The sequence below is a fragment of the Flavobacterium sp. UGB4466 genome (genome assembly GCF_903469665.1).
In the GTDB taxonomy this organism is placed as follows: Bacteria; Bacteroidota; Bacteroidia; order Flavobacteriales; family Flavobacteriaceae; genus Flavobacterium; species Flavobacterium lipolyticum.
In genome coordinates this window covers 1-407 of sequence record NZ_CAGKLC010000280.1, presented here as the reverse complement: position 1 = coordinate 407, position 407 = coordinate 1, and the positions used below count along the sequence as shown (strand labels likewise).

The 407-nt window shown below is 43.5% G+C and carries 1 protein-coding gene; it reads right to left on the bottom strand.

All coding sequences use genetic code 11. From position 1 onward, the window contains the following. Positions 1-407 (bottom strand): condensation domain-containing protein (locus JO950_RS22055; RefSeq protein WP_202704557.1); only part of this gene is annotated, 407 nt, incomplete at both ends.

The window sequence follows — 407 nt, the reverse complement described above, 5'->3', positions numbered from 1 at the left end:
AGCACACTTACACACCAACCGTCCATCAGGATATGATGATGGCTCCAGATAAACTCATACTCCCCTTGCGACAGATCAACAACCTGCAGACGCATCTGAGAACCACTGTTTAAATCAAAACCTCTTTCCCTGTCCTGTTGCTTGATCAGTCCAAGCTGTACCTCGTCATCAAGCTTCTGATAAGTAAAATTACTCGCTACTTCTTTCCTTACAATTTGCAAAGATCTCCCCGCATATTCAGTACTGAAACTACTGCGTAAAACAGCATGTCTGGCTGTTAAATCATCATAAGCTCCTTTTAACTTTTCTATATCCAACACTTTGGCTCGTACCCTGTAGGAGGTCTGCTCAAAATAAAGCGAACCGGAATCTTCTGCCAGCCAGTGGTAGTAGATACCTTCCTGAAG